The sequence below is a fragment of the Stenotrophomonas sp. GW821-FHT09E08 genome, assembly GCF_059416125.1.
Genome location: NZ_JBWKOO010000003.1, coordinates 1 through 23,349 on the forward strand (window position 1 = coordinate 1; position 23,349 = coordinate 23,349).

Here is a 23,349-nt window from a genome sequence, read left to right on the forward strand (position 1 = left end):
AACGGTCGCCCGCGCCGGGCTCTCGGCACCTAAGGTGCCAGAGTCGCAAGAGATAAGAGCCGAGCCCATGCTCGGCTGCTCTTCGTTCAACTGTCGGAATATTCGATTTCGATGGAGATTCATCCACGTATGACGTGGATCTACAATCCCTCCATGTCCTCTCCCGCCCTGCCCTGGAATGGCACGCTGCTGCTGGATGCTCACGCCGCCGTGCTTCACGGTCATGCCGGTGACAGCGCCGCGCATGCGCACTACGCCCATCAACTGCTGTTGAGCGACGGCACGCCCTGGCAGGTCGAGATCGACGGCGTACGGCAGCAGGGCCAACGGCTGTGGCTGCCGTCATTCCAGCCGCACGCAATCCTGTCGGCGCCGGAAGCGGGCTGCACGGTGTTCCTGGAACCGGCGCATGCCGATCCCAACCAGATCCGGCAGCACCTGCTCGCGCTGCCGGGCAACGCGCTGGAGCTGCACGACTGGCTGCCAAGGCTGAGTCGCCCGCAGCCGTTGGACCGCCGCGTGCAGGCCGCGCTGTCCCGTATCGCCGAGCACCTGCCCGGCCCGGTGCCGGCTGCTGATATCGCCGAAGCGGCGCACCTGTCGACCAGCCAGCTGCACCGGCGTTTCCAGTCAGAGCTGGCGGTGACCCTTCGCGGCTGGGTACTGTGGCAACGGCTGCGCAACGCGCTCATGCATCATCTGCGCGGACACAACCTGACCGACAGCGCGCATGCGGCCGGTTTTGCCGACCTCGCCCATCTGTCACGCAGCCTGCGCCGCATGTTCGGCATCGGTGCCGCGCAGCTTCAGGGCCTGCAGCTGCACGCGACCTGACACGCTCGATCACCCACGCCTGCGCAGGCCTTCCGGCAGCTCCGGCACCTCGCCATGCGGCAGTTCACGGAACGGTGCCATCAGCTGCCCGGGATAATCGTGCGGATAGTCCGGCTGGCTGCCGATGCCCAGGTCAGGCCGGCCCAGGCGATAGCCCGGTGCATCGAAGGCGGTCCCCAGCAAGTGGTCCCACACGGTCAGGAACAAACCGAAATTGACATCGCCGGCGGTGCCGTAGCGCATGTGGTGGAAGCGATGCAGTGGTGCCCATGCCATCACCCGACCCAGCACGCCGGGACGCATGTCCACGTTGGAATGCTGCAGCAGCAGCTGGATGGCAATGGCGAACGCCAGCACCGCGGCTACCGGCATCGGCAGGCCCAGCACCAGCAGCGGCAGCACACCACCCACCGCTTCGGCCGCCTGGTGCAGCGGGTGTTTCATCAGACCGTTGAAACCATACATGCGGGTCACGCTGTGATGCACCGCATGCAGCCGCCACAGCCAGCCAACGCGATGGCTGGCGTAGTGCACCAGAGTGATGCCAAGGTCGGCGCAGACGATGGCCATCAGCACCTGCAGCGCGAACGGCCACTGCAGCGGCCACAGCTGCCACGGAATGAGCGCTGCCAGCAGCGGAACCGCAGCGATCGACAGCAGGTTCAGGCTTTCGTTGACCAGCGCATGCAGGGTGTCACGCAGGCTGTCGCCCTGGTCGTGGTTGAACGTGGGGTCATACGGCCAGGCACGTTCGGCAGCGAACGAAACCGCGATGGCAACCGCGAGCAGGGCCAGCAGCCACAACGGGTCACCGTGGCAGTGGCCGACCCAGACGATGGCGGCGGCAACGAAACCCAGCAGGAACAGCGGGGCATACAGGCGGAGCATCCAGTGCTTCATGGGCAATCCGGAAAGTAAGGGGCCTGCATGCTGGCGCGGCATGCGGGTGGCCGGCTTGAACAAACGGCGCAACCCGGCGCGCCCCTGGTGGATGACCATCGTGGACGGCACCACGTTTCCCGCATCCACGCATGGCGTGGATCTACAATGGCGGCCTCATCGCGCCCGAGACCGGCATGGATTCCTTCAACCTGATGCGTGCCTTCCGCCGCATCGTCGAACGCGGCGGGCTGGCCCGTGCCGCCGAAGACCTGGGCATGTCGCCCGCCGGGCTGAGCAAGCAGCTGCGCACGCTGGAAACGCATCTGGGCGTGGTGCTGCTGCAGCGGACCACGCGGCGCATGAGCCTGACCGAAACCGGCCACGCCTATTACCGCGAATGCTGCCGCCTGCTCGACGAGCTGGAGGCGCTGGAACGCGGCATCGCCGAACAGCGCGGCGACGTGGCCGGACGCCTGCGCGTCAATGCACCGCAATCATTCGCGCTGAGCACGCTGTCGCCGCTGCTGCCACGCTTCCTGCAGCAGCATCCGCAGCTGTCGCTGGACCTTGTGATGGAAGACCGCCTGCTCGATGCGGTCGGCGAAGGTTTCGATGTGTCGCTGCGGCTGCGTGCCGAGCTGGACGACTCGCGACTGGTAGCGCGCCGCCTGGCCTCGCTGCAGCAGGTGCTGTGCGCGGCTCCGTCCTACCTGCGGCAGCATCCGGCACCGCAGGCGGTGGACGATCTGCAGGCGCACAGCGTGCTGGCCTACAGCCTGTCTGACTCGCCCGGCAGCTGGCCGCTGCTCGGCCCTGATGGGCAGGTAACGATCACCCTGCCGGCGCGCGCTACCGTCAACAACAGCCTGCTGCTGCGCGATCTGCTGGTAGCCGGCATGGGCATCGGCGCCCTGCCCTCGTTCCTGGCCGCACCGGCACTGGCCCGTGGCGAACTACAGCAGGTGCTGCCCGACCACCGCTATCCACCGCGCTTCGTGCATGCGGTCTATCCCACCTCACGCCACCTGCAGCCCAAGGTGCGTGCCTTCATCGATTTCCTGCACGCCGAACTGCCAGGCTGCGCCGGCCTGGATTCGTAACCGCCAGCGAAAACTGAGCTGCCCGCGGCGTACTGTTTCAGACGCGCCGCGCTGCCTAATCTGCCGCCTCCCCTCTCACCGATGGCAGGCAGATGTCTTCCGTTCCTTCCCCCGCTACCACCGCGCCGGTGGTCGATTTCTTCCACGACGTGGTCTGCGGCTGGTGCTTCGTGCTCGCCCCGCGCCTGCAGCAGGTCTCCGCCGAACTCAGCATCCAGGTGCGACATCGCAGCTTCGTGCTGCAGGACTCGCGCGCGCAGATGGTCGAGGTGTTCGGCTCGATGGAGCGCGCCAAAGCGATCATCCTGCGCCACTGGACCGACTGCGCCGCGCATGAAGACACCGCGCGCATCGATATCGAAGGCATGCGCGCACAGGACTTCGAGTATCCGTCCGGCTGGCCCGGTGCACTGGCCTGCCAGGCTGCCGGCATGCTCGGCGGCAACGACGCCCATGGCGTGATGTTCGATGCCGTGCAGTGGGCGCACCTGCACCAGCACCGCAACGTCGGCGACGCCGAAGTACTGCTGGATATCGCCGAGTCGCTGGGGCATCCACGTGGCGCCTTCGCTGACCACATGCGCAGCGACGCAGTGCGCCAGCGCGTGCAGGCCGACCGTGCCGAAGCCGCGGCCCTCGGCATCCGCTCCATTCCCACCGTGATCGGCGGCAACGGCCTGCGCCTGCAGACCCTGCCGCTGCCGCAACTGCGCCAAGCCCTGGCGCACCTGGTCGCGGCCTGAGCCGCACCGTCCCCCACCCTGCAAGGAGATTCCCCATGACCTCACGTACCCTGGCCACCGCGCTGGCCCTGCTGCTGGCCGGCACCGCCGCTTCCACCGCCGTTTCCGCACACGAACGCGTTCCCTCCGGCCAGCAGGTCGGTACCAGCCCCTGGGGGCCGAAGGACGAGATCGGCCGCCTCAACCTGATCACCGACGCCTCGCGCGCAGCGATCCTGTCGCGGGTCAGTGGCGGCAAGGCCTATGACCTGGCCACCGAGTACTACGTCGGCATGCCCAGCTGGCAGGACGCCGGTGACCCGCACTACCAGTTCTGGATGACCCATACCCCGCGCGGCACGGTGATGGATGATCCGATGGGCGTGGGTGAAACCATGAACCTCACCCGCAGCTACACCGGCACCGCGTTCTCGATGTACAGCCACACCGGCACCCACATCGATGCACTGAACCACTTCGGCATCCACGGAAAGATCTGGAACGGCTTCGAGGCCGACAAGCACCTCGGCGACCGTGGCTGGAACGTCACCGGCATCGAGAAATTCCCACCGCTGATCGCGCGTGGCGTGCTGATCGACGTGGCCGGCGCCAAGGGCGTGGACATGCTGCCGGACAGCTACCGCGTCACCCGCCAGGACCTGAAGGATGCGCTGGCACGCCAGCAGGTGAAGCTGCAGCAGGGCGACGTGGTGCTGATCCGCACCGGCCGCATGCGCCTGTTCGAACAGCCCAAGGCCTACATGGCCAACCCGCCGGGCATGGGCCTGGACGCCGCGCGCTTCCTGGTCGAGGACAGCGGCGCGATGATCGTCGGCGCCGACAACCTCAGCTTCGAGACCTTCCCCTCGGAGGTGTCCGACGACTACGTGCCGCTGCACACCTACCTGCTGGCCCAGCAGGGCGCTCCGATCATCGAGCTGGTGGCGCTGGACGAACTGGCCCGCGACAAGGTCTATGAGTTCGCCTTCATCGGCGGCCCGCTGAAGATCCGCGGCGGCGATGCCGCGCCGCTGCGCCCGGTGGCGTTGCCGGTCCGCCCGTAACCGGGGCCTGTGGGTGCCGACCTTGGTCGGCATTCCGTCCCATACCCGGTGGGTGCCGACCTTGGTCGGCATTCCGTCCCATACCCGGTGGGTGCCGACCTTGGTCGGCACTCCTTTACCCCTTCAGCAACCTGAAACCCTACCCTCCGATTTCATTAGTAATTCTACTCACAACGCGAGTAGCATGTCCGGTCTCAGCCCCTGATACCGGCCCGTCGATACTCGCGCCATGCCTGCCGTTTCCGCCCGTTCCTGCCACTTCAAGCCAACCCGGCGCCTGCCTTGGAGGACCGGCTGATGGGTGCCGTCGTCGCCCTCGACCGGCTGCTGGACGGGCGCCAGCTGTGGCGCGGCCCAGCCCGCCAGGGCCCGGCCAGCGACCACCTGGCCAGCGGCCACCCGGCACTGGACGCACGCCTCCCCGGCGGCGGCTGGCCGGCCAGCGGGCTGTGCGAGGTGCTGCAGGCAGCGCCCGGCGTCGGCGAGCTGGCGCTGGTCTGGCCGGCACTGGCCAGGCTGAGCCAGCGCGAACGCCCGATCGTACTGGTCGCCCCGCCCTATCGCCCGCATGCCCCGGCCTGGGCCGCCGCCGGGCTGGACCTGGCCCAGCTGCAGATCATCCACGCCGCACCGAAACAGGCGCTGTGGGCCGCCGAACAGTGCCTGCGCTCTGCGGCCTGCGCGGCGGTGCTGTGCTGGCCGCACCAGGCCGACGATCGCGCCCTGCGCCGGCTGCAGGTGGCTGCCGACAGCGGCCAGTGCCTGGGCTTCGTGTTCCGCGAGGCGCAGGCAGCGCGCAACCCCTCCCCGGCCAGCCTGCGCCTGCAGCTCGACCACGGCCAGGTACGGGTGCTGAAGTGCCGTGGCGGCCTGCCACCCGCGCAGCCGTTGCCACTGGCCATCACCCACTGAGGCCGCGCCATGCATTGGGCCTGCCTGTTGTTGCCGCAGCTGGCGCTGGACAGCGTGCTGCGCCTGCAGCCGGACCCGCAGCGGCCACTGGTGCTGCTGCAAGGGCCGCCGCAGCGTCGCGTGCTGCGTGCGGTCAGCCCGGCCGCCCGTGCGGTGGGACTGCGCCCGGGCATGCTGCTGTCGGCCGCGCAGGTACTGGTGCAGGACATGCACCTGCACGACTACGACCCCACCGCCGAACAGCACACCCGGCAGCTGCTGGCCAGCTGGGCCTATGCCTACAGCTCGCAGGTCAGCCTCGATTTTCCGCATGCGCTGGTCATGGAGATCGGTGCCAGCCGCGCCCTGTTCGGCGACTGGCTGACGATCGAGCAGCGGCTGCGCAACGAACTGCATGCGCTTGGTTTCCGCCATCGCCTGGTGGCCGCGCCCACCGCGCATGCCGCGCGCGTGCTGGCCAATGTCCACGACGGCCTCGGCATCGATGCGCAGCAACTGCCGGCGGCACTGGCACAGCTGCCTTTGCCGCGCTGCGGCCTGCCCAGCGAAGCGGTGACCGTGCTCGGTCGTTCCGGCCTGCGCACGCTGGGTGCGGTGCTCGAACTGCCGCGTGACAGTCTGGCCCGGCGCTTCGCCCCCGAGGTGCTGCAGCAGCTGGACGCATTGCGTGGCCTGCCCACTGCGCCACTGCGTTACTACCAGCCACCGGATCGTTTCGATGCGCGCATCGAATTCGAATACGAGATCGAATCCAGCCAGGCCCTGCTGTTCCCGCTGCGCCGGCTGCTGTTGGATCTGGCTGCGTTCCTGTGTTCGCGCGATGGCGGCGTGCAGCGCTTCGACCTGCATTTCGAGCACGACCTGCTGCCGGCCAGCGTACTGACCATTGGTCTGCTGGCGCCCGAGCGTGATCCCGCGCTGCTGTTCGAGATCGCGCGCAACCGCATGGAAGCCTTTGCCCTGCCCGCCGGCAGCCGTGCACTGCGCCTGCAGGCCGAGCAGTTGCCACCGTTCGTGCCCGCTGCGCGGGATCTGTTCGATACCCGACCGGCACAGGCGATGCCATGGACGCAGCTGCGCGAGCGCCTGCGTGCGCGGCTCGGCGATGACGCCGTGCAGCCGCTGGCGGTACAGGCCGACCATCGCCCCGAACGCGCCAGTGGCACCCAGCCTGCGGTCAAGCCTCCGTCGTACTGGCCGCTGCGTCCGGGCTGGCTGCTGGACACGCCGCAACCGCTGCGTGATCCCCGCCTGCGCATCGTCACCGGGCCGGAGCGGATCGAATCGGGCTGGTGGGACCAGGCCGATGCGCGGCGCGATTACTACGTGGTGGAAACCGCGCATGGCCAGCGCGGCTGGGCTTTCCGTGAGCGCAATGATCCGCATGCGCCGTGGATGCTGCACGGCTGGTTCGGCTGAGCCGTCATGCACAACGAACTGCCCGGCTACGCCGAACTGCACTGCCTGTCGGCCTTCAGTTTCCAGCGTGGCGCCTCGATCGCCGAAGAACTGTTCGCGCGCGCCGCTGGCCAGGGCTACCGCGCGTTGGCGATCACCGACGAATGCTCGCTGGCCGGCATCGTGCGCGCCTGGCAGGCCGCCAAGACGCATGGCGTGGCGCTGATCGTCGGCGCCGAATTCCAGGTCGAGGATGGGCCGAAGCTGGCCCTGCTGTGCTCCGACCAGGCCGCCTACGCCGGCTTGTGCCAGTTGATCACCACCTGCCGGCGGCGCGCGGCCAAGGGCGAATACCGCTGCCTGCGCGAGGACCTGCTCGGCCTGCCCGACGGCCTGCTGTGCCTGTGGCTGGACCGGCAACCGGCGGCCACCGATCTGGAACTGCTGCGCGCCGGCTTCGATGATCGGCTGTGGTTGGCGGTGGAACTGCACCACGAACACGACGACGCGCGCCGCCTGCAGCTGCTGCAGGTCTTCGGCGAACGCAACTGCCTGCCGCTGGTCGCCAGTGGTGATGTGCACATGCACGTGCGCCGCCGCCGCGCCCTGCAGGACACCCTGACCGCGATCCGCCACCGCTGCAGCGTGGCCGAAGCCGGCTGGCGCCTGTTCCCCAACGGCGAGCGCCACCTGCGTCCGCGTACCGCACTGGCCCAACTGTATCCGCCCGAACTGCTGGCCGAGACCCTGCGCATCGCCGAGCGTTGCCACTTCACGCTGGAGCAGTTGCAGTACACCTATCCACGCGAACTGGTGCCGGAGGGCCACGATCCGGACAGTTGGCTGCGCGTGCTGGTCGAGCGTGGCATCCCGTGGCGCTGGAAAGGCGGCATCGAACCAGCGCAACGCACGCAGATCGAGCACGAACTGGCGTTGATCAGGCAGAAGAACTACGCCTCCTACTTCCTCACCGTGCAGGACATCGTGCGCTTCGCGCGCAGCCAGGACATCCTCTGCCAGGGCCGCGGCTCGGCGGCCAACTCGGCAGTGTGCTTCGTGCTGGGCGTGACCGAGATCGACCCGGCGCGCAGCAACCTGCTGTTCGAGCGCTTCATCTCCGCCGAGCGCGACGAGCCACCGGATATCGACATCGACTTCGAGCACGAGCGCCGCGAGGAAGTACTGCAGTACGTGTTCAACCGCTACGGACGCGAGCGCGCTGCGTTGACCGCGGTGGCGATCAGCTACCGCGGTCGCAGCGCGATCCGCGACGTGGCCCGTGCGCTCGGCCTGCCGATGGACCAGGTCAACGAACTGGGCGCGGCGATGGACCACTGGGGTGGCCACGTACCGCTGCCGGAAACCCTGCGCGAGCGCGGCTTCGATCCGGAAACCCCGCTGATGCGGCGGCTGCTGGCGCTGACCGCCGAGCTGATCGACTTCCCGCGCCACCTGTCGCAGCACCCGGGCGGCTTCGTGATTTCCGAGCATCCCCTGTCGACCCTGGTACCGGTGGAAAACGCGGCGATGGCCGATCGCACCGTCATCCAATGGGACAAGGACGATCTGGATGCCACCGGCCTGATGAAGGTCGACTGCCTGGCGCTGGGCATGCTCACCGCCATCCGCAAATGCCTGGCGATGCTGCAGCAGCATGGCCTGCACGAAGGGCGCATGGATGCGATCCCTGCCAAGGATACGAAGACCTACGACATGATCTGCGCCGCCGACACCATCGGCGTGTTCCAGATCGAATCGCGTGCGCAGATGGCGATGCTGCCACGTCTGCAACCGCGCAGCTTCTACGATCTGGTGATTGAAGTGGCGATCGTGCGCCCCGGCCCGATCCAGGGCGACATGGTGCACCCCTATCTGGAACGGCGGAGGATCCTGCGCGAGCAAGGCCCGGATGCACTGAACGACCCTGACAATCCGCTCTATCCAGCGCAACTGGAGCGCGTGTTCGCACGCACGTTGGGCATACCAATGTTCCAGGAGCAGGTGATGCAGCTGGCAGTGGAAGCAGCAGGTTACACACCTGGCCAAGCCGATGCCCTACGCCGCTCGATGGCGGCATGGAAGCGTCGTGGCGGCCTGGAACCGCATCGCGAGAAGTTGCTGGCCGGCATGTTGAAGAATGGCTTCAGCCGTGAGTACGGCGAACACCTCTTCGAGCAGATCAAGGGCTTCGGTGATTACGGTTTCCCGGAAAGCCATGCTGCCAGCTTCGCCCTGCTGACCTATAACAGCTGCTGGCTGAAGTGCCATCACCCCGCCGCGTTCACTGCCAGCCTGATCAACAGCCAGCCACTGGGCTTCTACAGTCCCGACCAGCTGCTGCAGGACGCGCGCCGACACGGCATTCGCGTGCTGCCAGTGGACGTGCGCCACAGCGACTGGGACTGCACCCTGGACTTCAGCAAGGGCGCGGCGGCAATCCGCCTCGGACTGCGTCTGGTCGATGGCTGCAACGAGCCCGCCGTGCAGGCCATCATGCGCGAACGTGCGCGGCGCCCGTTCGACGATGTGGGCGACCTGTGCCAGCGCGCCGCACTGGACCGCCGCCAGCAGGGCCTGCTGGCCGATGCCGGTGCACTGCGCGGGATCAGCGGCCATCGCCATCGTGCACGCTGGGATATCTCTGGCGTGGAAAACCGGCTGCCGCTGTTCGACCAGGCCCGCGCCACCGCCGAAGCCCGCGTTCCGCTGCCCCTGCCCAGCGCCTGGGAAGACATGCAGGCCGATTACCGCAGCACCGGTACCACCCTTGGCCGCCACCCGATCTCGTTCCTGCGTGCGCAGCTGCGCAGCCGTGGCTGTCTGGATGCCGCACAGCTGGCGGGCCACGGCCATGGTCGGCGCGTGCGCATCGCCGGCCTGGTGCGCATGCGCCAGCGCCCGCAGACCGCCAGTGGCGTCACCTTCCTCACCCTTGAAGACGAGACCGGCATGGTCAACGCCGTGGTCTGGCGGCACCTGGCCGATCGCCAGCACCGGGTGCTGGTCGATACACAGCTGATGCAGATCGATGGCCGCCTGGAACGCGTTGATGGCGTGCAGCACGTCATCGTGCAGCGCATGCACTGCCTGGATGAACTGCTGCAGGGACTGCGCAGCCACAGCCGCGATTTCCACTGACGATACACAACGTCACACAACGAACTGGCCATTGCCGGTCCGCATCCGCTATCGTCGGCACATCCAAGGAAGGACGACGCCATGCCCCGCGCACTGCTGCTGACCACGCTGGTGGTCTCGACCCTCGCCCTGCTTGTTTCCGGCTGGACCGCCTGGAACCTGCATCGCAGCCAATCGCCACAGCGCATCATCGAGGCACGCGGGCTGATCATCCACGATGCAAGCGGCCAACCGCGGGTAATCCTCGGCGCACCGGTTCCCGATCCGCTCAGCCAGGGCCGCACCCAGGGGCCGCGCGCCACCGCCCTGTCCGGCCTGATCCTGCTCGGCCCCGACGGCTCCGAACGCGGCGGCTACGGCACCAGCGACCGCGGCGGCGAAGCGCTGCTGACCCTGGACGATGCCACCGGCACCACCGAAGTGTTCAAGGTGGTGGCCAATCCGGACCGTGGCGCCAGCCTGATGGTCAAGCACCAGAACAACACTGGCGCCATGCTCACCTCCTGGCAGGGCAAGCCGGAACTGATGTTCGTCGATGACAGCGGCCAGTCCTACTACGTGCGCCCGGGTGCCAACGCCGCGCCCTGATCTGCTTTTGTAGCGTCGAGCCATGCTCGACTGCTTTACGCGCACGGCAGTCGAGCATGGCTCGACGCTACAAACCACACACCGCCGCCAGATCATCGGCCAGCTGCCGCAGCTGCGCCGACCCCAGCGCCGCGCAGGTAATGCGCAGACCATGGCCCGGTGCCGCCACCGCGAATACTTCGCCTGCACGCACATGCCATCCGCGCGAAGCCAGCGCCAGCACCTGCGGATGGCTGTCCGCCAGCAACGGCAGCCACAGGTTCAATCCCTCCATCGGCTGCGGTGTCGGCACGCCACGTGCACGCAGCAGTTCCTGCAGCGACTGCAACCGCTGCTGGTAGCGCTCACCTGCCGACGCGATCTTCGCCTGCTGCGTCGCCGATGCCAGCACCGAAGTCGCCGCATCCTGCAGCAGGTGGCTGACCCAGCCGGTACCGGACGCCAACCGCAACCGTAACCGCGACGCGGTCTCTTCATCGCAGGCCAACCACGCCAGCCGCAGATCGGGACCGAGTGGCTTGGACAACGAGCGCAGCAAAGCCCAGCGACGACCATCCAGCGGCAGCACCGAGTGATAGGCCTGCTGCGAGAGCAGCGCGTAGTGATCATCGATCAGCACCGCCACCTGCGGATAGGCCGCCAGCAGCTGGCGCAACGCCCGCGCCCGCTTCGCATCCAGGCTGGCCCCGGTCGGGTTGTGTGCCCGCGGGGTCAGCAGCACCGCGCGTGCACCGGCCCCCAGCGCCTGCCGCAGCGATTCGATCTGCATGCCGTGCGCGTCCATCGCCACCGGCAACGGCGCGTGACCCACCGCGTTGAGCACGTTGAGGCTGCCGAGGAAACACGGATCTTCCACCGCGATGCGATCGCCCGGCAGCAGCCACGCCGCCAGCAGGCGCTCGATGCCATCGACCGCGCCATGGGTCAGCTCCAGCGCATAGCCTTCGGGGCAGTCCGCATCCAGCGAGGCCCGTGCCAGCGCCTGTAGCCTCGGGTCGACCGTGCCCACGCCGTACAAGCGCGGCGCCGCCGGGGCCAGGCGCAGGTTCGGCAACAGGCGAGGATCCGGGTTGCCGCCGGCCAGGTCCTGCAGCGCCAGCCCCGGCGTACTGCCCTCGCGCGCCAGCGTCGGCGGCAATCCGCGCACCACCGTGCCACGGCGGCCCGCCGTGCTGGCCAGGCCCGCCGCATCCAGGCGCTTGTAGGCAGCGGCCACGGTGTTGCGGTTCACGCCCAGCTGCTCGGCCAATTCACGCACCGGCGGCAGCACGCTGCCGGCCGGCAGGCGGCCCTTGCCGATGCCGTCGCGGATGCTGTCGAAGATCGACTCGGCGCTATGCCCGGTGATTTTCATTTTGTCCTATGCCAAAATATCTCTTGTCCTGTGCCAGTGTATCCCACCCTGGCCACCCTGCATTGGAGGTGCCCGCATGCCCCTTGCCGCTGCCGACTGGCCCGTCGCCCAGTCCGTTGAACAGATCGCCGACAACCTGGTCACGGTGCGCCAACGCATCGCCGATGCCTGCGCGCGTGTCGGCCGGGATCCGGCCAGCGTGCGCCTGCTTCCGGTCAGCAAGACCGTCGATGACGCCCGCATCCGCATGGCGGTGGCCGCCGGCTGCCAGGAACTGGGCGAGAACAAGGTGCAGGAAGCACAGCGCAAGGCCGAAACAATGGCCGACCTTGGCGTGTACTGGTCGGTAATCGGCCATCTGCAGACCAACAAGGCGCGCTACGTGGCGCGCTTTGCCAGCGAGTTCCAGGCGCTGGACAGCCTGCGCGTGGCCGAGGCCCTGCAGCAGCGCCTGCAGCTGGAAGACCGCACGCTGGATGTGTTCGTGCAGGTCAACACCTCGGCCGAGCCGAGCAAGTACGGACTGGAACCCGACGCGGTCGAGGCCTTCGTGCAGCAGTTGCCGGCCTTCGATCACCTGCGCGTGCGCGGCCTGATGACCCTGGCCATCTTCACCCCCGACGTCGAGCGCGTGCGCGCATGCTTTGTGCGCCTGCGCGAACTGCGCGACCAACTGCAACACACCGCCCCGCCCGGTCTCGACCTGTCGCAGCTGTCGATGGGCATGTCCGGCGATTTCGAAGTCGCCATCGAGGAAGGCGCCACCGTGGTTCGTGTCGGCCAAGCCATCTTCGGCGCCCGCGCCACCCCGGACAGCTTCTACTGGCCGAACAGCGGAGCCCCGGTATGAAGCACGCAGTCGTTCTGCAACACGTCGCCTTCGAAGACCTCGGCACCCTGCAGCCGCTGCTGCTGACGCAGCGTTGGCAGCTGCAGGTGCTCCAGGCCGGCGTCGATGCGCTCGATCCGGTCGACTCTGCCGACCTGCTGGTAGTGCTTGGTGGGCCGATCAGTGTCAACGATGTGGATACCTATCCGTTCCTGGCCGAGAGTATCACTGTGCTGCAGCGTCGCCTGCAGCAGCAGCGGCCGACCCTGGGCATCTGCCTCGGCGCGCAGTTGATGGCCTACGCGCTTGGTGCCAGCGTCGCTCCCAGTGGTGGCAAAGAGATCGGTTTTGCACCGCTGCTGCTGACCGATGAAGGCCAGCGTTCCCCGCTGCAGGCCCTGCAGGGCATTCCGGTACTGCATTGGCATGGCGAGGCGTTCGAACTTCCGGCCGGTGCACGCCGCCTGGCCAGCACGCCGGCCTGCCGTCACCAGGCCTTCGCCATCGGCAGCCACGCACTGGCCCTGCAATGCCATCCAGAACTGGACGCCCGCCAGTTCGAGCGCTGGCTGATCGGCCACACCCTGGAGCTGGCCCAGGCCGGCATCGATCCGAACGATCTGCGCGCGCAGGCACGCCGCTACGGTGCACCACTGGCCGCTGCCGCCACCGCGATGTTCGACCAATGGCTGCAGGACCTGCCGGAGATGCCGCGATGAACTACCGATTGCAGATCCACCGCGATGGCGCCCACTGGGGCCACTTCGACTGCAGCGGCCCCGATGCGTTGCAACGCATGGACGCCATCGCCGCACAGCTGCCTGCGGATCAGGGCTTCCAGTTGAAGCGGCAGAAAGGTGTCGGCGAAGAACGCATCCTGTCCAGCAATGCTGACGGCCTGCGCGTGCTGGCTTCACAGATCCAGTACCGCGATCTCTGACCCGACGATGGTAGTGCCGGCCAGCGGCCGGCACTACCCGACGGCATTCCGGCATGCCAATCTTCCGCCATGTTGACCCTGCAACGCGGCAGCCACCACGGGCTGCTCATCGCCCCGCGCTGGCCCTCTACCCATATCCAGATCGAAACAGAGGTGCTGCAGCGCCTGCTCGATGCACAGTCGCTGCTACCTGCCGAACTGCGCCTGCTGCTCACCCGGGGCTTCGAACCCAGCCACAGCCGCCTCGGTGGTTTCCGCCGCCTGGTGCGGCGGTTCGGCATCACCCTCTTCCGCACCTGCTACCCTCAGCGTCACGATGAGGTCGACGCTATCTTCGGGGCCAATGGTCACGACATCGATGGCTGCCATGTCGATGTCTCACTGGTACTGCGCGGCAAGCGGCTACGACTGCTGCCCCTGGGCGTATTTACTCCGCTGCGCTGGCAACGCCGTCGCGTCGCCCGCCATGCCGAGGCGGTCACGCGGGTGAAGCGCAGCCTGCAGCACTGCGGATTCGTGCTGCATCACAACCCGACCGAATCGTTGCAGATCCACTGCGATTACCCACCACGGTAACCCCACCGGCGGCCGTGCGTCGTTCACCGCCCGCACTCGTTGATGCAAATGATTCTCTTTTGCTGTAAGGTGCAGCCGCTGCCCTTGCCGCCGCGGGCTGTTCCCTTTCCCAGTTGTCGCCCGCCCCGTGTCCACGCCTGTCGAACCGACGGATGTCGCGCATCTGTGCGCGGCCCATTACCGGCCGCTGCACGCCCATGTCCGCCGCAAACTCCCGCAACGCAGCGACGCCGATGACGTCGTCCAGGAAACCTGGCTGCGTGTCGTCAAGGTCGCCACCAGCGGCCTGCTGAACAATGGCCGCGCCTATCTGTACCGCGTTGCCCACAACCTGATCGCCGACCACTACCGGCAACGCCAGCGCCGTCGCGAAGAGGCGCTGGATGACGCGCAGCTGCACGCCATCGCCGATCCTGCACCGCTGCCGGAGCAACGCCTGCTCGACGCCGAACAGCTGCGCCATCTCGATGCAATCATCGCCGCGCTGCCGCCGCGATCACGCCAGGTGTTCCTGCTGGCCCGGGTGGAGCAGTTGGCACTGGCCGACATCGGCCGCCAGCTCGGCATCAGCCGGCAGACCGCGCATGGCCATCTGCTGCGTGCTCTGGTCGCCCTGCAGCAGGTACCGGGCGCATGAGCCAGGACGCGATCGCGCGCGAAGCCGCACGCTGGTGGCTGGACGGGCGCGACGGTGACCGCGACGAGAGCGCGTTCGAACAGTGGTACCAGGCCGATCCGCGACATGCCGCGCAGTACCAGCATCTGCAGCAGCTGTGGCAGGCCGGTGTAGCGTTGCCGAGCTTGCAGCGGCACCAGCAACGCAGGCAACGCCGCCGCCTCCGCGAAGCCGGCATTGCGGTCCTTTTGCTGTGCGCGCTCGGTCTGTACAGCCGCCACGCCTCGCCGCCTGCTGCTCAGGTACTGCGCACCGCCGCTGGCGAGATCCGTGATGAAGCCCTGCCGGACGGCTCGCATGTGCTGTTGTCGCCGGGCAGCGAAGTGCATGTGCGCGTCGACGCACAGCGCCGTCAGCTGCAGCTGCAGCGAGGGCAAGCCTGGTTCAAGGTCGCCGCCGATGCCGACCGGCCATTCCAGGTACACACCCCACAGGGCACCGTCACCGCACTGGGAACCGCATTTGATCTGGCCGTGCAGGGCGGCAGCAGCGTGGTCACAGTCACCGAACACAGCGTCCGCGTGGAAAGCGGCGCCAGCAGCGTGCAGGCCAGCGAGGGGCAGCAGCTGCGCTTCAATGGAAACACACCGGCGATCGCGACAGACGCAGACAGCAGTGTCCTGGCCTGGCGCGAACGGCGCCTGCACTGGGTGTCGGTCCCCCTGGCTGAAGTCGCCCAGGGTCTGGACCGTTGGCATGGCGGGCACACATGGGTCGTCGGCGAGCGCCTGCGTCAGCAGCCGGTCACCCTGCTCGGCAGGGCCGATGGTGCGGCCAGCAACCGCGACCAGCTGGCCACCCAGCTGCAGGTGCGCGTGCTGCACTTCGGTGCAGGCATACAGGTGTGGCTGCCGCCGCGCAGGGAACAGCGTGATGCACCCTGACATCCGGTCCGCGGCCGCGTCTACCCAGGATGACGACGCTCTGCGTCACCTCCTGGAGCCCCCGATGCTGTGCCACCGCCCCCTTGTCCTCGCCCTGTCGCTGGCCTGTGCCAGCGCGATTCCACTGCTGCCTGCCAGTGCGCAGGCGCAGGCGGCCACCCGCCACTACGATCTGCCCGCACAGCCACTGGCTGCCGCACTGGATACCTACAGCCGCCTGAGCGGCGTCGATCTGGTGATCGGTGCGGCGCTGCCCGCCGGCCATGCCGCCCCTGCCCTGCGCGGTGATTTCGACGACGCCCAGGCATTGTCCCTTCTGCTCACAGGCAGCGGCCTGCGCCCGCGCTTCATCGATGCACGCCGCGCCACCCTGGAACCGGCACCCGCCGAACGGGGTGATGGCAGCCGCCGCACCGGGCCGCTGCGGGTGCAGGGCGATACCGCGCACGGCCATGCACCGGGCGCCGGCGCCAGCCAGTACGTACCGGCCACCCGTGATGGTTTCGCGCCCACGGTCGGCAGCGAGCGTGTGGCGATGGCCGAACGCCAGGAAGGCAACAGCCTGCTGCGTTCGATGCCCGGCACCCACAGCTTCCATTCGCGCAGCCAACCTGGCCTGCAGGTCAACATCCGCGGCATGACCGGCGCCGGCCGGGTCAACACCATGATCGACGGAGTCACCCAGACCTTCCGCAACAACGCCGGGCATGGCTCGGGTGGCCCGTTCGCCTATGTCGACCCGTTCCTGCTGGCCGGCGTGGACGTGCAGCGCGGCGCGGTTGCCGGCGGCGATGGCGCCGGTACGCTGACCGGCAGTGCCAATTTCCGCACGCTGGATATCGAGGATCTGCTCGGCGAAGGCCGCGACTGGGGCCTGCGTGCGGGCTATCGCCATGGCAACAACGGCTATGGCAGCGGCCGCACCTTCGCCGGTGCGTGGCGCCACAGCGAGGACGGCGGTGACCGCCAGTTCGGCCTGCTGGCCGCTGCCAGCAGCAGCCGCAGCAACGAGTACGCCACCGCACGCGGGCAGAAGAACAGTGCCGACCCCGGCAGCCAGCAGCCCAGCAGCTGGCTGTTGAAAGCGCGCCTGCAGCCGAGTGACCAGCATCGGCTCGACCTGAGCCACATGCATTACGAAAACGACTTCTACCACAACTACCCGTGGCAGATTTCCGCGCGCAACCAGCGGGCCAGCTACCACTACACGCCCTATTCGCCGTGGATCGACCTGCGCGCGACCTTCGCCAGCAACAAGACCCGGCTGTTCTATCCGCCGGTGGAGGATTCCAGCTACATCGGCCGCCGCACACACAGCAGCCTGAGCAGCTGGACCGTAGACAACACCAGCCACTTCGACATCGGTGCGCTGCAGGCGCGCTGGAATACCGGCATCAAGCACCAGTCGGACATCTACGTCGCCGACACTCCCACCCTGCGCGGCGCCAATCCGCAGGGCCGCAGCCAGCTCGACAGCGTCTTCAGTACGCTGGAACTGCAGTACGACATCTATGCCCTGACCGCCGGCCTGCGCCAGGACCGCTACGGCATCCGCGGCCATATTCCGGTGTGCTCGGATGTGCCGGGCCAATGCACGGAGATCAATGGCGGCGACATCGACGTGCGTCGCACCGAGCGTGCACTCAGCCCCAGCCTGGCGGTCTCGCTGCAGGTCACCGACTGGCTGCAGCTGTTCGCCGAAGCCTCGCGCACCTCGCGGCCGCCGCGGGTGCAGGAGATGTTCTTCGAGAAGATTCCGCTGGAGGGCATGAGCGATGCCGACGGCGTAGGTGCCAATCCGTTCCTGCACCGCGAGCGCTCGCGCAACCTGCAGTTCGGCGCCAACCTCAGCACCGACTCACTGCTCGTCGAGGGTGACCTGGCACAGCTGCGGATCACCCGCTTCGACAACCGCATCCGCGACTACATCAAGCCGCAGTACCTGCTGATCGTGCATCCGCCGGAAGTGGAACCGTTCGTGGTGCCGATCGACAGCGATCCGCAGCTCAACGCCTGGACCGATGCACTGAACGTGGACGACTTCAGCACCACCACGCGCTGGATGAACCACCCAGGCATCGTGCGCATGCGCGGCATCGAGCTGGAGGCGCACTACGCCAGCGAGCACTACCACGCCACGCTCAGCTGGACCCGCTCGCGCACCAGCGCGCCGGCCATCGAGTTCGTCAACCTGGAAGACATCACCGCACTGCCCGACCGCTACTGGACGCTGGACGTGGGTGGCCGCTGGTGGCAGCAGCGCGTGCAGGCCGGCCTGCGTGCCGAGTACTCCGGGCCGACCGAGGAAGGCTACGACTTCTTCCAGACCCGCAAGACCGGCGGCACCGGCGTGCTGCTGGACTTCTACGCCAGCTTCAAGCCCCAGGCCAACACTACCCTGTGGCTGAACATCGAAAACCTGCAGAACAAGGCCTATGACAACAATGCCTCGATCGACAGCATCTTCAGCCCGATCCTTGACCGCGGCAACGGCCGTGGCCGCACCGTTTCGATGGGCGTCAATGTGGCGTTCTAGCCGTCGCTGGCTGCCCGTGTGCCTGCTCGCGCTGGCGACAGTGACCAGCGCGCAGCCGATGCCCGGCACGGTGATCGACCTGGCCAGTGGCCAGCCCCTGGACGAGGCCGCGTTCGTGAAGCGCGCGGCCGCGGCCCAACGGATGCTGCTGGGCGAGCGCCATGACCTGGCCGGCGACCATGCCGCCCAGCGCTGGTTGCTGCAGGTTCTGCAGCAGCAGCGGCCGCAGGCTGCCCTGGTGCTGGAGATGATCGCCAGTGAGCGCCAGCCACGCCTGCAGCGGGTGCAGCGCTGGCTGGCCAAGGACAACCACGCCGACGGCACGCGCCTGCAGGAGTTACTTGACTGGGATGCGCGCTGGCCGTGGACGGCCTATGGCGGGCTGGTACAGGACGCCACCGCTGCGGGTACGGCCCTGTTCGGTGGCAACCTGTCGCGCGCCGAGGTCAACACGCTGCTGGCTTCGACCAAGGCAGTCCGGTTCCCGGTTGCCACTGCACGGCAACGCCTTTCGGCGGTGGTGCTGGCCCAGCATGCAGAGGCCGCGCCGATGCTGGACGGCATGCTGGCCGTGCAGCAGGCCCGCGACAGCCGCATGGCGCAGGTGCTGACCCGTGCACCAGCACCGGCGCTGCTGGTTGCCGGCCGCTGGCATGTACTGCGCGGGACCGGCGTGCCGGGCTACCTGCCGCCAGAGGCGCCGTCCCTGGTGATCGCACTCGCGTCACCCGGCGAATCCGTCGACGCCGCCGATGCCGATCTGCTGTGGGTGCTGGACGATGAGTGAGCGCGGCCAACACTGGCAGGCCATCGCGATTACCATCGGGCTTCACCTGCTGCCCTTGCTGCTGCTGGTGCATTGGGTCGCCACGCCGCCCATGCTGCCGCCACCGGAACAGGACGTGCGCATCAGCCTGCGCCTGCTGGCACCGGCCACTCCGCCACAGCCCGTAGAGGAACGCCAGGCCGATACGCCCAGCCAGGCACAACAGGCACGGGCGTCACAAGCCACGAAGTCGCCTCCGCCGCCCAGGCCCACCGCCGCACGCGAAGGCGAGCTGGCTGCCAGTGAAACCGGCGGTCGTGGCCGGCAACCGCTGCCGGTCGCCCCGCCTGCGGCCGCGACCGATGCAAGTCCCGCACCGGCATCGATCACGGCCGCGCCGCCCGCTCCGGACGCGCCACCGGCAGACTTCCAGACCGGCGCCGCCAGCGACCAGTGGGAAGCCCGCCTGATGGCGCGGCTCGAGCGTTACCGCTATTACCCCGCCGCCGCGCGCTCGCGTCGCCAGCAGGGTACGGCGTGGGTCAGGGCCAGCATCGACCGTGAGGGCCGCCTGCTGGCGCTGCGGCTGGAGCAGTCCAGTGGCCAGCCGATGCTGAATGACGCCGCGCTGCAGACCTTCCGTCGTGCGCAGCCGCTACCGCCCATTCCCGCCGAGCTGAAGGCGCCGCAGGAACTGGTGGTGCCGGTGGAGTACTACCTGCGCTAGACGATCCAAGCCTCCGCTTTGATGTCGGGGATTGCGAGGCAGTCTGCAACCTCAACTCTGGTTGAGGTCAAATGGAACTGGCGCAACAGAGTAGTCCGCCATGCGCAACGATTGCGTCCACTGGCAGAGCCGAGCCCATGCTCGGCTGCCGTTCGCGTGGAGCAGCCGAGCATGGGCCCGGCTCTACAGTTCCGGGGTCACGTCCACGCCGGGTCGGCAGTAAAATCAATGGTCAGCCAGAACGTGCTGGCACGGGCATCCAATCGCACCGCGATCTCATCGCGCATCGCGTCGACCTCACCGACCGAACCCAATGGCGTGGCCGGGTCGGCCAGCACATGGATCTCGATGAAGCGCATCCGCCCCATCTTCGCCACGTGGCTGGTGAAGCCGGTATAGCCACGTTCGGCCACGAAGGCCTGCATCACCTGCTGCACGCGACCGTCCAGATCATCCGGCGCTACCTGCAGCACTTCGCGCATGGCCTTCCATGCACTGCGTGCCGGCACCGGCAGCACCGCCAGGCTGATCAAGGCCAGCACGATCGAATCCAGGTACGGCACCCAGTGGTGCCACTCACCGCCATGCAGCGCCAGTGCCAGCACGAAGGCCAGTACCACCGCCAGGCTCATCAACCCACCCAACAGCCAGCCACGCACGTCCAGCCACAGCAGCGCCGAGCGCAGATGCCGCGCCCGCTGCGCGACGAACGCCGCCATCGCCAGGTTGCTGGCACTCAGCAGCGCTGCCCACCACAGCGCGGGCCCGAATTTCACTTCGTGCCCGCCCGTGGTCAGGCCGATCACGGCGTTGGCCAGCGCGTACACGCAGGCCAGCGACAGGATCACACCGCCCAGCGCCTCGACCATCGGCTCCAGGTGCCAATAGCCGTACTGGAAGCGTGGGCTCTGTTCCCGCGCCACCAGCCGCAACACCGACAACGACACCAGGGTCAGGGCAACGTCGACCAGGCTGTACACGCCGTCGAACAGGATGGCCTGCGATCCCACCAGCAGGCCACCACTGAAACCGACCGCACTCACCGCAAGGGTGACTCCGATCGAGAACGTCAGGATGCGTTGCTCGCGCGCGGTATCCATCGTTCGCCGAACGGCCGACCGTTGCCGGTCAGGCCTTCAGCACCTCCACCTTGTACGAAACCGCATCACCCTCCTGCTCGATGATGAGCCCGTGCACGTCCGATTCGAAGCCCGGGAAACGCGCGTTCTGCTCGCGGGCGATGCGCAGCGACTGGATGATCGGCTCGTCGCTGTCACCGAAGCGCTCGCCCGGCATGATGGTCGGGATGCCCGGCGGGTACGGTACGAGCATGGTCGCGGCAATGCGGCCGCTGATCTGCTCGATGTCGACCCGCTCGATCTCGCCCTTCACCAGGTGGTTGTAGGCATCGGCCGGGGTCATCACCGGCGTCGGCAGATCCACGTACATCTCGCGCATCACCTTGGCCACCGCGAACTCCTGGTTGAACGCATGCAGCGCATCGCACAGGTCGCGCAAGCCCCAGCCGGCGTAAGCCACCGGGTAATCGGCGGCCAGCGTCGGCAGCGCCTGGCTGAGCGGCGCGTTTCGGTCGTACAGCTCCTTGAACGCCATCAGTTCGGTGACCAGGGTGCTCCACTTGCCCTTGGTGATGCCCATCGAGAACAGGAACAGCACCGAGTACAGGTTGGTCTTCTCCACGGTGATGCCGCGGCCCCACAGGAACTTGCTCAGCACCGCCGCCGGGATGCCCAGCTTGCCCATGCTGCCGTCCATCGCCAGGCCCGGGGTCAGCAGGGTCACCTTGATCGGGTCGATCAGCACGTAGTCGTCGACCAGGTTCTCGAAACCGTGCCAGTGCGCGTCCGGCTGCAGGTACCACTCCTCGCGCTTGGCCACCAGCGGTGCCGGCGTATCGCCCTTGTCCAGGCTGCGCTCGACCTGGGTCGGCTGCCACACGCTGAACCACCAGTCGTCGCGACCGAGGTAATCGCGCACGTGCAGCATCGCGCGGCGGAAGGCGATGGCCTCGTCGTGCATTTCCTGTACCAGCGAACGACCCGCATCGCCTTCCATCATCTTCGAGGCAACATCACACGCCGCGATCACGCCGTAATGCGGGCTGGTCGAGGTATGCATCATGAACGATTCGTTGAAGCGTTCAGCGTCCAGGTCGCGGCTGGCCGAATTGCGCACGTGGATCATCGAGGCCTGCGAGAACGCAGCCAACAGCTTGTGCGTGGAATGAGTGGTGAAGATGATCGCATCCTGCTCGCGCGGCTTGCCCTTGGCCATGCCGTAGTGGTTCTCGTAGAACGGATGGAACGCGGCATAGGCGTACCAGGCCTCGTCGAAATGCAGGAAGTCGACCGCGCTGCCGATCTCCTCCGCGATTTTCTCGGCGTTGTAGCACAGGCCGTCGTAGGTCGAGTTGGTCACCACCGCGATACGCGGCTTGGAACCGGCCTGGTAGGCCTGGCTGGCCAGCGGATTGGCCGCGATGCTCTGCTGCAGGGATTCCGGGGTGAATTGGTCCAGGCTGATCGGGCCGATGATGCCGTGCGCATTGCGGCTGGGCGTGAAATACACCGGTACCGCGCCAGTCATGATCAGCGAATGCAGCAGCGACTTGTGGCAGTTGCGGTCGACGAACACCACGTCGCCACGGGCCACGGTGCCGTGCCACACGATCTTGTTGGCCGTCGACGTACCGTTGGTGACGAAGAAGGTGTGGTCGGCGCCGAAGTTGCGCGCGGCCTCGTCCTCGGCCTCCTTGATCGGGCCGGTGTGGTCCAGCAGCGAGCCCAGCTCCGGCACCGAAATCGACAGATCGCTGCGCAGCGTGTTCTCACCGTAGAACTGGTGGAAGGCGCGCCCGACCGGTGACTTGGTGAAGGCCACGCCACCGGCATGGCCAGGCGTATGCCAGGAATAGTTCGACTCCGCCGCGTGGTGGATCAGCGCCTTGAAGAACGGCGGCAGCAGGTTCTGCATGTAGTCTTCGGCCGCACGCATCACCTGACGCGAGATGAAGCTCTTGGTGTCTTCGAACAGGAAGATGAAGCCGTGGATGTACTTGAGCAGCTTGCTCGGCACCTTCTCGATGGTACGGCGCTCGCCGTACAGGAACACCGGCAGGTTGGCCCGGCGCGCACTCTGCTCGCGCAGGAAGGCGGTCAGGCGCTGGAACTCGCCATCGACCTCCTCGCTGCCGTCGATCGAGATCAGCACCGCCGAAGCAGCCACATAGGTACGGGCGCCGGCACGGGCGTCATCCAGGTTCAGGCCGCACAGCACGCGCTGGTCATTGCTGCGCAGCTCTTCCACCAGCGCACGGATGAGGATGCCGCCGATGCGCGGCGAGTCGTAGTCACCGTCAATGACGATGACCGGATAATCCAGAGACTTGAAATACACGTTGAT

Annotated in this window: 21 protein-coding genes; 17 read left to right on the forward strand and 4 right to left on the reverse strand. The window is 67.6% G+C overall.

What is annotated here, in order from left to right:
* Window positions 1-129: 129 nt before the first annotated feature.
* Entirely contained in the window at window positions 130-834 is a 705-nt protein-coding gene (locus AC07M7_RS04615) for a helix-turn-helix domain-containing protein (protein WP_495206840.1), read from the forward strand.
* A gap of 9 nt (window positions 835-843) precedes the next feature.
* On the opposite strand, the gene AC07M7_RS04620 is transcribed toward AC07M7_RS04615, so the two are convergent.
* A complete protein-coding gene (locus tag AC07M7_RS04620) occupies window positions 844-1,734 on the reverse strand; it encodes a sterol desaturase family protein (protein WP_495206841.1) in 891 nt (296 codons plus the stop codon).
* Between the two features lie 131 nt (window positions 1,735-1,865).
* Between AC07M7_RS04620 and AC07M7_RS04625 the strand changes: the two genes are divergently transcribed.
* The 7 genes from AC07M7_RS04625 to AC07M7_RS04655 all read left to right on the forward strand — a co-directional run bounded on the left by AC07M7_RS04625 (window position 1,866) and on the right by AC07M7_RS04655 (window position 10,638).
* Window positions 1,866-2,816, forward strand: a complete 951-nt coding sequence (locus AC07M7_RS04625; protein ID WP_295381929.1) for a LysR family transcriptional regulator — start codon at window positions 1,866-1,868, stop codon at window positions 2,814-2,816.
* 92 nt (window positions 2,817-2,908) lie between these two features.
* Entirely contained in the window at window positions 2,909-3,559 is a 651-nt protein-coding gene (locus AC07M7_RS04630; RefSeq protein WP_495206842.1) for a DsbA family oxidoreductase, read from the forward strand.
* A gap of 35 nt (window positions 3,560-3,594) precedes the next feature.
* On the forward strand, window positions 3,595-4,602 hold the full coding sequence (locus AC07M7_RS04635; protein ID WP_046984662.1) for a cyclase family protein: 1,008 nt from the start codon (window positions 3,595-3,597) through the stop codon (window positions 4,600-4,602).
* 297 nt (window positions 4,603-4,899) lie between these two features.
* Window positions 4,900-5,514: a translesion DNA synthesis-associated protein ImuA gene (gene imuA, locus AC07M7_RS04640; RefSeq protein ID WP_046984663.1), complete on the forward strand. Its 615-nt coding sequence runs from the start codon at window positions 4,900-4,902 to the stop codon at window positions 5,512-5,514.
* Between the two features lie 9 nt (window positions 5,515-5,523).
* Window positions 5,524-6,933: a Y-family DNA polymerase gene (locus tag AC07M7_RS04645; RefSeq protein ID WP_495206843.1), complete on the forward strand. Its 1,410-nt coding sequence runs from the start codon at window positions 5,524-5,526 to the stop codon at window positions 6,931-6,933.
* 6 nt (window positions 6,934-6,939) lie between these two features.
* Complete coding sequence (locus AC07M7_RS04650) at window positions 6,940-10,050, forward strand: error-prone DNA polymerase (protein ID WP_495206844.1); 3,111 nt, start codon at window positions 6,940-6,942, stop codon at window positions 10,048-10,050.
* An 81-nt stretch (window positions 10,051-10,131) separates the two neighbouring features.
* Window positions 10,132-10,638, forward strand: a complete 507-nt coding sequence (locus tag AC07M7_RS04655) for a hypothetical protein (protein WP_046984666.1) — start codon at window positions 10,132-10,134, stop codon at window positions 10,636-10,638.
* Between the two features lie 67 nt (window positions 10,639-10,705).
* On the opposite strand, the gene ptsJ is transcribed toward AC07M7_RS04655, so the two are convergent.
* Complete coding sequence (gene ptsJ, locus AC07M7_RS04660; RefSeq protein ID WP_495206845.1) at window positions 10,706-11,992, reverse strand: MocR-like B6 salvage transcription factor PtsJ; 1,287 nt, start codon at window positions 11,990-11,992, stop codon at window positions 10,706-10,708.
* Between the two features lie 76 nt (window positions 11,993-12,068).
* On the opposite strand from ptsJ, the gene AC07M7_RS04665 reads away from it, so the two are divergent.
* The 9 genes from AC07M7_RS04665 (at window position 12,069) to AC07M7_RS04705 (ending at window position 19,926) form a co-directional block, all read left to right on the forward strand.
* Window positions 12,069-12,842: a YggS family pyridoxal phosphate-dependent enzyme gene (locus tag AC07M7_RS04665; RefSeq protein ID WP_495206846.1), complete on the forward strand. Its 774-nt coding sequence runs from the start codon at window positions 12,069-12,071 to the stop codon at window positions 12,840-12,842.
* Complete coding sequence (locus AC07M7_RS04670; RefSeq protein ID WP_495206847.1) at window positions 12,839-13,540, forward strand: glutamine amidotransferase; 702 nt, start codon at window positions 12,839-12,841, stop codon at window positions 13,538-13,540. The genes AC07M7_RS04665 and AC07M7_RS04670 overlap by 4 nt, the downstream gene beginning before the upstream one ends.
* Window positions 13,537-13,761: a hypothetical protein gene (locus AC07M7_RS04675; RefSeq protein WP_046984670.1), complete on the forward strand. Its 225-nt coding sequence runs from the start codon at window positions 13,537-13,539 to the stop codon at window positions 13,759-13,761. The genes AC07M7_RS04670 and AC07M7_RS04675 overlap by 4 nt, the downstream gene beginning before the upstream one ends.
* 69 nt (window positions 13,762-13,830) lie before the next feature.
* Window positions 13,831-14,337, forward strand: a complete 507-nt coding sequence (locus AC07M7_RS04680) for a hypothetical protein (protein ID WP_046984671.1) — start codon at window positions 13,831-13,833, stop codon at window positions 14,335-14,337.
* A gap of 127 nt (window positions 14,338-14,464) precedes the next feature.
* Entirely contained in the window at window positions 14,465-14,974 is a 510-nt protein-coding gene (locus AC07M7_RS04685; RefSeq protein WP_253079086.1) for an RNA polymerase sigma factor, read from the forward strand.
* Window positions 14,971-15,897: a FecR family protein gene (locus AC07M7_RS04690; RefSeq protein ID WP_495206848.1), complete on the forward strand. Its 927-nt coding sequence runs from the start codon at window positions 14,971-14,973 to the stop codon at window positions 15,895-15,897. The genes AC07M7_RS04685 and AC07M7_RS04690 overlap by 4 nt, the downstream gene beginning before the upstream one ends.
* A 64-nt stretch (window positions 15,898-15,961) precedes the next feature.
* On the forward strand, window positions 15,962-18,433 hold the full coding sequence (locus tag AC07M7_RS04695; protein ID WP_495206849.1) for a TonB-dependent receptor domain-containing protein: 2,472 nt from the start codon (window positions 15,962-15,964) through the stop codon (window positions 18,431-18,433).
* A complete protein-coding gene (locus AC07M7_RS04700; RefSeq protein WP_495206850.1) occupies window positions 18,420-19,220 on the forward strand; it encodes a ChaN family lipoprotein in 801 nt (266 codons plus the stop codon). The genes AC07M7_RS04695 and AC07M7_RS04700 overlap by 14 nt, the downstream gene beginning before the upstream one ends.
* Window positions 19,213-19,926: an energy transducer TonB family protein gene (locus tag AC07M7_RS04705; protein ID WP_495206851.1), complete on the forward strand. Its 714-nt coding sequence runs from the start codon at window positions 19,213-19,215 to the stop codon at window positions 19,924-19,926. Before AC07M7_RS04700 ends, AC07M7_RS04705 begins: the two co-directional genes overlap by 8 nt.
* Before the next feature lie 197 nt (window positions 19,927-20,123).
* Here the strand turns inward: AC07M7_RS04705 and AC07M7_RS04710 are convergent, their stop codons facing one another.
* Both AC07M7_RS04710 and AC07M7_RS04715 read right to left on the reverse strand, forming a co-directional pair.
* Window positions 20,124-21,026, reverse strand: coding sequence for a cation diffusion facilitator family transporter (locus tag AC07M7_RS04710; RefSeq protein ID WP_495206852.1), 903 nt, complete (start codon window positions 21,024-21,026; stop codon window positions 20,124-20,126).
* Window positions 21,027-21,054: 28 nt separating this feature from the next.
* Window positions 21,055-23,343: an Orn/Lys/Arg family decarboxylase gene (locus AC07M7_RS04715; protein ID WP_495206853.1), complete on the reverse strand. Its 2,289-nt coding sequence runs from the start codon at window positions 23,341-23,343 to the stop codon at window positions 21,055-21,057.
* Between the last annotated feature and the right edge of the window lie 6 nt (window positions 23,344-23,349).